Origin of the sequence: Pontiella sp. (assembly GCF_041622395.1) — a bacterium.
In the GTDB taxonomy this organism is placed as follows: Bacteria; Verrucomicrobiota; Kiritimatiellia; order Kiritimatiellales; family Pontiellaceae; genus Pontiella.
Genome location: NZ_JBFJYW010000139.1, coordinates 1 through 9,701, shown reverse-complemented (window position 1 = coordinate 9,701; position 9,701 = coordinate 1). Strand labels below are relative to the sequence as shown.

Genomic DNA, 9,701 nt, shown 5'->3' with positions numbered 1-9,701 from the left:
GCGGGACGCTTCGACCCCGATTCCCCGAATGGCTGAAAGGTCTCCTTCGTCAACCGTTTCAGCCCTACAATCCGCCGCCAATTCGTGGAGCAGGCATCCTTGCCTGCCCAAGGGCAGGCAGGAATGCCTGCCCCACAGTCGCAGAGACCGGCTGGATGCCGGTCCTACTTTCCATGCCACCGCCGAAACGAATGAAGTGGTGGCAAAAAAAACCAAAAAAAGAGCGCTGGCGAGTAACGCTTTGGATTTTGCCCTCGTATACATGAGTGAACCCAACAATTTCATACCCGGGCACAAGCGGAACCCAAGTGAACCCATCACCCCGCCGCCCGTTACTCCGAAGCAACCCGGCCTAACCCCCCGGGTTCTTTTTTTGCCCACCCCCAGGCTTTTCTGCCGGCGGGAAGCGCGGCACCAAAAAAAACGCCCCGGCGCAAGCACCGGGGCGTTCCTGGGAGTTCCAGACATCGGGGGAGGCGGGAGGATCCTGCCCCCGAGGCCTGGAGGGTTAGGGAGATTATTGCCGCGTGGCTTTCACCTCCACGCGATAGAGACCGTCCGTTCCGTTATCCAGGTCGCGGACGCTGATTGCGGCCCCGGTTCCTTCGATATCGGCCTGTACGATTTCCCACGGGCCGTTTTCGGCCGGGCTCCATTGGACGGTATAGAAACGGCCGGCAAGCGTATCGAAGGTCACATCGCAACCCTCGACGCCGCCGTCAACCACGACACAGACGTCCGAGACCCGGAAGGCCCAGGAGGCAACCCCGGAATCGGCTTCCGACGCATCGGATGCGCTGAAGAGGGAAACCGTCGATGCCGGCGAAACCAATTCCACCTTGAGCCGATAGAAGCAGCCCGCGTTGTTCTCGGCATCGCGCACGGTGATCTCGGATCCGGCGCCTTCGATTCCGTCGATCAGGACGGCCCAATCCAGCAGGTTTGTGCAACGCTCGAGGGTATAGGTGCGTCCGGCAACGGACTGGAAGGGAATTTCGCACCCCGCCACCTCGGCCACATCCACTTGGCGGATGCCCGCGACCTGAAGGTATTTCGTTCCGTCCTGCGGATCGGTTCCGGCAATCAATTCGTCGGAGTCGGAGCTCAGGTCGCCGTCGGTATCCGCATTGTTGGCGGACGTCCCCAGCGCCTGTTCTTCGAGGTTCGAGAGCCCGTCGCCGTCGGCATCGCCATCGGCGTCGTTACCGCCGTTGCTCAGCCCGTTTTCGACTTCATAGCCGTCGAGCAGGCCGTCGGCATCGGAATCGGCCAACGTCGGATCGGTGTTGTAGCTCGAGATTTCGACCGCATCCAGGATTCCGTCGCGATCGGTGTCGGCCAGTCCGTTGAGGAACTCGTACGCACCGATATCGACCGAGTAGAAGTTGTTCGTGTCGGTATCGCCGTCGAGCGGGCGCGGCAGGTTGTCGCGATCATAGAGCGGCGCGTTGTAGAAGGTTCCCGCGTCGATGCAGGGCGACCCCTCCGTGAGGTGGTAGTCGCCGCCGCCCATGAAGAGCGGATCCGCTTCGATGTTGTAGCGGTCGCCCACGAAGCCCCATCCATCCTCAATGTTGCAGTACCACGGATCGAAATGGCTGGACCCCTCGTTGCAATGCAGCGCGTTGTAGTAGGCGTTGCCGGGCTGGAGCAGAACTGCGGGTTCCACCTCGGTATCGAGCCAGGCGGCATGGCAGGCGTTGCCCCACAAGACGTCGTTGCGCAGATATTCCTCGTGGTTGCCGTAGGTCGTGAAACCGCCGCCCAAGGTCATGGCCGTATTGCTGACCACGGTACAGTTGATCAGCTCCACCGCGCAGTCCGCCCCGGAGAAGATGCCGCCGCCCAATCCATAGTAGGGTTTCGCAACGTCCCCGTTCGAATAATCGGGATCGGAGGCCACGGTGCCGTTGCCGGCGATCACGCAGTTTTGGATCAGCGGGAAGCTGCCGGCCATCAGCAAGATGCCGCCGCCGTTTTCCTCGTCGTTGATTTCATCGGCCATATCGTCCGTGTCATTGGCCAGCACCGCGATATTGGTCCAGGCATACCCGTAGGCATCGGCCGCCGTGAAATAGTCGGGCGCCGTGTTGCCGGAGATGGTGCAGCGGTCGATTTCGGGCGAGGAGCCGTCGCACCGGATACCGCCCTGGCATCCGCTGACCACCGTATTGGCAATGCGGGCGAATTCGTCGTCGACCAGCCAAATGCCGCGGCCGACCCCAAAGGAATTGCCGCAGTTGGAAATGGTGGAATCGATGACTTCCAAGCCCGCGCTTTCGTCGGCATAGATCCCGCAGCCGGCATAGATACCGGAGATGGTGCAACCCATCACCGAAGGCGTGGAGCCGTCTATCGCGTGGATGCCGTGGCCCTCGTAGATCGTGCGGATCGTCACGTTCGAAAGAACCGGGCTCGAATTGAAGTCGCAGTAGACCGCGGTGTCGCGGCAGATTTCCACCACGCAGTTGGTGATGAGCGGGCTGGAGGCATCCTGGCAGATGATGCCGTTCATTTCGCCGCAATCGCCGTTGGAACAATCGATCCCCTGCATCGAACTCTGGATCGAGAATCCGGCCAAGACGGTTGCGGTCGACTGGCCGCCCTCGAACACGAAGACCGGGCTGAGACCATGGCTCTTCACCAGCGTCAGCGAAGGATCGGACTGATCCTCGGCCAGGATGCGCAACTGCTTCGACCCCGGATTGATATTGCGGTTTCCGGTTCCATAGTATTTGCCCGGCTTCACCAGGACGGTGAATCCGTTGGAGGCCACGTTGATGGCTTCCTGGATGGCATCGAAGGGATGGCTAATCGAGCCGTCTTCGTCCGGATCGCTCTGCTGCGGGTCCTGCGGCATGCCGCCTTCCCAGGAGAGCAGATCGGGATTCCAGACCGGGACGTCGAATTCCGCGTCGTCGTCGACGACCACCGGGTCGTAGCGATTGGTGGCCATGGTGCCGAGCGCGAACTCGGTCGGATCATCGAACCCATCGTCATCCGTGTCGTCGTTGTCGGGATCGCTTCCGTTGAGATATTCGTAGTAGTTGAGCAGGCCATCGTTGTCCTGGTCGCCGTCCGGGCCGTTGTCGACATCGGTGGAGCCGTCGTCGAGCGGGTCGAGCCCGTGTTTTGTTTCCCAGCCGTCGGGCATGCCGTCACCATCGGTATCGGCGACCGTGGGATTGGTAAACGTCTCGTTGACTTCCTGCGGATCGGTCAACCCATCGGCGTCGGTGTCGGCCAAGTTGGGATTGGTCGAGACGAGATAGAGCCCGTTCGTGACCAATTGGTATTCGATCAGGTTCGCAAAGCCATCCGAATCGGGATCGCCGGCGGCATCGTCGAGCAGCGGATCGAGTCCGGTTTCGATTTCCCAGCCGTCGGGCATGCCGTCGGCATCGGTATCGGCGAGCGAGGGATTGGTGCCGGCGGCTTCCTCTTCCGCATTGGTGGCGCCATCGGCGTCGGGATCTTCGGCACCGTCGTCGACCAGCGGATCGAGGCCGTATTCGACTTCCCAACCGTCGGTCATGCCATCGGAGTCGGAATCGGCCAGCAACGGATCGGTTCCATGGGTGTTGACTTCCTCGGAATCGGTCAGCCCATCGTCGTCGGTATCGACCGTGCGCGGATCGGTCAGATAGGTCTGCACTTCATCCGTGCCGTCCACCAGGCCGTCGCCGTCCTGGTCGGCCTTGGTCGGGTCCAGATCGGCGAGATATTCGCCCCAGTTGAAGATGCCGTCGCCGTCGTAGTCGGCAAACGCCCCTTCGGCCAGCGAGCCGAAGTGCTCGATTTCCCAGGCGTCGTACATGCCGTCTTCATCGGTATCGACCGAGCTTTGGAAGATCTGGATGCCGTCGCCGCCGCCCGCCACATAGGCGTAGCCATCGGCCAGGGTGACGCCATACGCGTCGATGTTCGCATATTCCGTAAAGGATACGATGTCGGTTGGATCGGTGGCGTCGAGCACAACGAGACCGTTGGCCCCATCGGCCACGAAGACCAATCCTTCGCCGAAGCAGACGTCTTCGACGGTACCGCCGGTTTCGTATTCGTCGATGCCCGTCAGCATGGAGTTGTAGGCCACAACGCCGAACGGGTTGACGGCGGCGTAGAGGGTGCCGGAATCGAAAAAGACCCCCAGCCCGTCGTTGCCGTTAACGTGCTGCTTGCGGAATTGCGGTTTGGCCGGATCGGTGACATCGAACGTGGCCACCGCGCCATTGACCCCCAGATAGGCCTTCGTGCCGGAAACCGTCACGTCGTAAACCTCGAGCCCGGCCACCCAATAGGCGCCTTTCCAGGTGGGCTTCGACCGATCGGCAACCGAGGCAATCTTGAAGCCTGCGTCATACGCCGCCACATAGGCGTAGTCGCCGACCACATCGACGTTGAGCGCCGTGGTGGCAAGCGAGGCCTTCAGCACCGGATCCGACGGATCGGAGATATCGAAGATGTATAGCCCGTTCTCATAGTCGGCCACATAGGCGTAGTCGCCTTCGACATCCACGCCGTGCGCATCGCCCGACGTGGAATAGGACCCCACCAACACCGGGTTTGCCGGATCGGTCAGGCTCAGCACCTTGAACCCGTACGCGCCGTCGGCAACGTAGGCATAGCCGCCCTTGACAACGATGTCCTGCGCATCGAGGCAGCCGCCGTTGAAACCGAGATATTGCAGCCGCGGCAAGGCCCCGTGCACGTTGACCGGGTTGAACCCGTACAACACTTCCCAGCCATCGATCAGGCTGTCGCCGTCCGAATCGCTTTTCGTCGGATCGGATCCGTTTTGGTATTCCTCGAGATTGGTCAGGAAATCGTTGTCGCCGTCCAACACGGCATCGGCCGCATTCAGCGAATCGAATCCGTAACGGTCTTCCCACGAGTCGGGGATGCCGTCCTTGTCGGTATCGTTCGCGTTGGCGAACATGGCGTGGACGTTCAGGCGACCGCCCGAGACCACTTTGCCGGTCAAGGCCGACACGTCATCGACGCTGGAAAGCAACAGTTGCTTGGCCTCGGAAGGCGTCATGTCGGAATCGGTCGAGACCAGCAGCGCCAAGGCGCCGGCAACATGCGGACAGGCCATCGAGGTGCCGTCCATCGTGGTGGTTTCCCCATTCAGATAGGTGCTGACGATGTCCACGCCGGGTGCGGCGAGGTCCACCGAGGTTTCGCCGTAGTTCGAGAACGAGGCGAGGTTGTCGTCCGAGTCCGTCGCGGCGACGGAGATCACGTTGGGCAGGTCGTAGCCGGCCGGATATTGCGGGGTGTCGTCGTTGTCGTTGGAATCGTTGCCGGCGGCGGCCACGAAGATGGCGCCGAGGTCGTTCGCATGGGAAACCGCTTCGTAGGTGGTTTGGCTGAAGCCTTCGCCGCCATAGGAATTCGAGATCACCTTGGCGCCGTTGTCCGCGGCATAGTAGATGCCCTCGACGATGTCGGCGTCGAGCATGGACCCGTCGTCCGACGCACAGCGGATGGGCATGATGGAGACGTCCCAACAGAGCCCCACCACCTGGTTGGCGTTGTTGCCGACCGCGCCGATGGTTCCCGCGCAGTGCGTCCCGTGGCCGTGGCCGTCTTCCGGAACGCCGTTCGTCGTCGAAACAAAGTCCCAGCCATTGACGTCGTCGACATAGCCGTTGCCGTCGTTGTCGATGTCGTCGCCCGCGATCTCGCCGTCGTTGGCCCAAAGGTTGGAGAGCAGATCGGCGTGGTCCATGTCCATGCCGGTGTCAATGACGGCCACGACGATGTCGTCGCTACCCGTCGTGATCGACCAGGCGTCCGGCGCGGAGATTTGGGGCATGGCCCAGAGGTCGCCGTACATCAGGTCGTTGGGCACCGTGCCGGAAATATGGCGGACATAGTCGGGCTCGGCATAGGCCACCGCCGCGGCGGCCTCGGAAAAATATCCGATGGCCTCATCCACCGCATCGAGGCTTGGGGCTTGCAACTGCACGATGAACGTGCGGCCATCGGAAAGGGATCGTTCGATCTGGGCATCGAACTCGGAAACGAGTTGCTCGAATGCGGCACGATCCGCGCCTGGCCGAAGGTTTACCAACACATGGTCGGCCACCATTTCGGTGCGGCCCACGGGCACGAACTTGCGCTGCCGGCGGTCGCGGCGGAGCGTTTCGACCACGACCCGGTTCGGATATTTGCCGGCAACCGCGATCATGCGGCGGGATTCGACATCGCCGTTGCCGAGCATCGTCTGGCGCTCGGCGCGCAGGCCGTCCGCCGCCGAAGCCACGGACGCCACGGATGCGTCGGTTCCCGGCGCAACAACGGCCGGTTCGGCGGCAACCGCCACCGCTGCGGCGTTAGCCGGCGCGGGTTTTCGGGCAACATCGACACTGCGTTCCGGAGCGGCATTGGCCCCCCGGGGCGTTTTGGAGCCGAACATGGCGAGGCCCACTACCAGCAGCCCCCCGGCGAACACTCCCCAACCTAAGATCTTTTTTTTCACGGTTGCTCCTCTCCCGCCCGTCCCCCGCAACCGCGGGGTCCCGGCGGATTCAAATTAGTTGACCGATGCCATTGCTGCTTCCGCAGCCGCTTCTTTGGCTTTCCGCTTTTCGGCCTTTTGGGCTTCCTCGCGCGCTTGCTTATCCAACTCGGCGTTTCGGCGGAGAATGCGCTGCGCCTCCTTGGCATCGATGACCTTCATCATGTCGTCGAGCTTGTCTTCTTCCTCGGCTTCGAAGTAGGAGCGGCCCTGGTCGCGCAACGTGCGGCCATTGTTGTCCTTGATGATCTGGCGGCGGGCGAGTTCGGCGTCGCCGGGCATCCCGGTATCCACGCTGATTTGCTGGGTGTTGGCCAGGCCGACCGTCACGAAGATGATGGTTTCTTCCTGCCCATGGACCGTTTCCGACCAGGAGAAAAAGCGGCCGAGAAACGGAATGCTGCCGAGGAGCGGAACCTTCTTTTCCGATTCGCTTTCGGTGACTTCGGTCAGGCCGCCGATGGCGGCGGTTTGGCCGTCGGCGAGGCTGAAGACGGTTTCGATCTTCTTTTCGTCGATAATCGGGTAGGTGTTGTCGCCGGCTTCCTTGTCGGCATATTTGCGGGTAAGCGACGGGACGATCTTGACGGTGATGTTGCTGCTGGTGTTGATCGACGGCGTGACGTCGAGCTTGATGCCGTACTCGAAGAAGGGCGTCGTCTCATCCATCGAATAGGTGATGTTGTCGAGGGCGCTATCCGTGGCGGATTGCTGGCGTTCCTGCTTGAGGTTGGGCTCTTTGCGCACGATCGAGATATTGGCGAGTTCCTCGTTCGCCACGATGATCTTCGGGTTGGAGACCACGTTCACGCCCGAGTTTGCTTCCAGGGCGCTGAGCACCAGGCTGAAGTCGTCGGCCGAAAGCACCGAGGTGAGAATCTGGGAGGTGCTCTTGGCGGCGGCATTTCCGCCGGATTGCGAAAGCGAGGGGGTGATGCCGGAGAGGGTCCACGGGGAGAGGGCCGACCCGCCGCGCTGGCTCTCGGAATAGGAGCCGTCGGACGCTTCGTATTCATTTCCGGAAATATCGGTGAACTTGTTCCACGCCGAGGAATCGCTGGACGAGGAGGCGCGTTCCGACGAGTAGTCGTACGCGATCGAGCTGGCACCGATGCCGTAGGACTGCAACACGCTCCAGTCGATGCCGAGATCCTTCTGGGCGGAGTCGCTCAGTTCCATGAACTTGGATTCGATGAAGACCTGCTGGCGGACGGTGTCGATGGACTGGAGCACGGCGCGAACCTCGGAAAGGCTCGACTCGGTGCTCTTGATCACGAGCATGTTGCGCGAGGCGAACTCGGAGATCTTGGCGTTTTCCGGCAACAGTTCGCGCACCAGTTCGGCGACGCTGGGAATGTTGGCATATTTCAGGACGAAGGTTTCGACCACCTGCGGCTCGGGCGCCCCCTCGGGACGGCGGCGCACGCTGTAGACGTTGGAACCGGAAACTTTCTGGTAGAGTTCGTAGTCGTAGGTGTCGAGGATCGACTGCAGCGCCGGGCGCCACTCGACATCCTTGAGGTTTACCGAGATCTGGGTGGATTCGGCGAGCTCCGGCACGATGATATTGGCCTGGGCGAGCTGGGCGAACAGGCTGATGGCCTCTTCCAGGCCCACCTTGTCGAGACGAACGGAGATCAGGTTGTCGCCGCTAATCGTTTGGGTCTGGCTGACCTCGCTCATGCCAAGATCGTCGACCACTTCATCCACCGCATTGGACGCCATTACGCTTTCCCCGGCGGCTTCAAGCATATCCATCGCCTCGCCCAATGCCGCATCGGCTTCGGCCGAGGTCGGTGTGGCGGCAGCGCCCTTGTTGTCGACCGACTCCATGAGATTCAGCAAATCCTGATCCGCGATCGGCTTCTGTTGCGCCCAGGCGGCGGCTCCCACTAAAAGAACCGCTGCGGTGGCTCCATACATTCCTGCATTCTTTGCGATATTCATTGTTTTCACCTTATTTACCCTTTTAATCCCTTTGTTTTCTAGCGAGTAGACATCCGACGCAGTTTCACCGAACCCGGCGGTTGGATACCGTCCACGGCCCACGTATAGATCGTTCCTCCGAAATCGACCGAAACGGAATCGCCGACCCTCTTCACCTGTCCGTTGATGACCGCGTAGAACTCATCGCCGCCCCTGCTACTGACTCCGTTAATCACAACTTTTTTCATGGCATTGTCCCAATCGTTCACCAAAGCCGGCTTATGGGGCTCGGCCGCGGTTTTTTCTTTCGCTGCGGCCTTCGCGCGCTTCGACACATACCCCACGGGGCAGAATGGATCGCGCTTGAAGGTTGCCGATTCTAAAGCATCATCCGTACCACCCACGCCGCCCGCATGAGATTCGGCCGGGAGCGCACCAAGGACAAACGCCGGAGCCAAGAGGCCAACCCACAGCACCACAATCCTTTGCAACTTATTCCGATTCACTGATATCCTCCAATATGCCATCAAGAAAAGACCCTAGCGTCTTTTCGTTTTTTGATTCATCCTTGCGAAGCAAATCTGCCAGCTTCTGAGAACTTGAAGGGGTCGAAACATATTTTTCCCCCTCCGGATCAAACCGAGGCCCGGACTGCGCAACCGTCGGTTCCGGCACCACGACTGGCAGCGGCTCGGGCTTGACCATTTCCTTCGGCGGATCCAGCAACGCGGGCGGATCCTGCAAAATGGGCGTTTCCTGCAACGCGGGCGGATCGAGTTGCGCGGGCGGATCCTGCCGTTTGGACGTGGTTTCCAGCTCCATGACAAGGGCCGCTAGCGCGGCAGGGTCGGTACTGGCCGTCTCCGCTTCGGGCTCCGGCTCGCGGTCGCCATGAGAACCCAGCATAGCCAGCAAGGTCTGCAATTCGGACTCCTCGGGCTTCGGCTCACGACCATCCGTCTCCAACTGCGCGGTTTCAATGCTGTCGATGGACGCCAGGATCGAATCCAGCACCTCGCTTTCAGGTTCGGGCTCGGGAACGGGCTCGGCCACCGCCACCGGGGCGGGCTCCTCGATCACCGGCTCGACAAAAACAGGCTCGGGCTCGGGAACGGGCTCGGCCACCGCCACCGGGGTGGGCTCCTCGATCACCGGCTCGACAAAAACAGGCTCGGGCTCGGGAACGGGCTCGGCCACCGCCACCGGGGTGGGCTCCTCGATCACCGGCTCGACAAAAACAGGCTCGGGCTCG

At 61.4% G+C, this 9,701-nt stretch carries 3 protein-coding genes and 1 pseudogene; all 4 read right to left on the bottom strand.

All coding sequences use genetic code 11. From position 1 onward, the window contains the following. Positions 1-517: 517 nt before the first annotated feature. On the bottom strand, positions 518-6,484 hold the full coding sequence (locus ABYO54_RS09405; RefSeq protein WP_372807996.1) for a S8 family serine peptidase: 5,967 nt from the start codon (positions 6,482-6,484) through the stop codon (positions 518-520). Between the two features lie 54 nt (positions 6,485-6,538). Then, on the bottom strand, positions 6,539-8,470 hold the full coding sequence (locus ABYO54_RS09400; protein WP_372807995.1) for a type II secretion system protein GspD: 1,932 nt from the start codon (positions 8,468-8,470) through the stop codon (positions 6,539-6,541). A gap of 38 nt (positions 8,471-8,508) precedes the next feature. Further along, positions 8,509-8,955 carry a hypothetical protein gene (locus tag ABYO54_RS09395; protein ID WP_372807994.1) on the bottom strand — a complete coding sequence of 149 codons (447 nt, stop codon included), beginning with the start codon at positions 8,953-8,955 and terminating at the stop codon, positions 8,509-8,511. Further along, positions 8,942-9,701, bottom strand: a pseudogene (locus ABYO54_RS09390) (hypothetical protein); the annotation flags it as partial. The gene ABYO54_RS09395 and the pseudogene ABYO54_RS09390, both read right to left, overlap by 14 nt.

Coding starts and splice junctions, on each gene's coding strand:
- ABYO54_RS09400 (WP_372807995.1), bottom strand. CDS start 8,470: ATGAATATCGCAAAGAATGCAGGAATGTATGGAGCCACCGCAGCGGTT.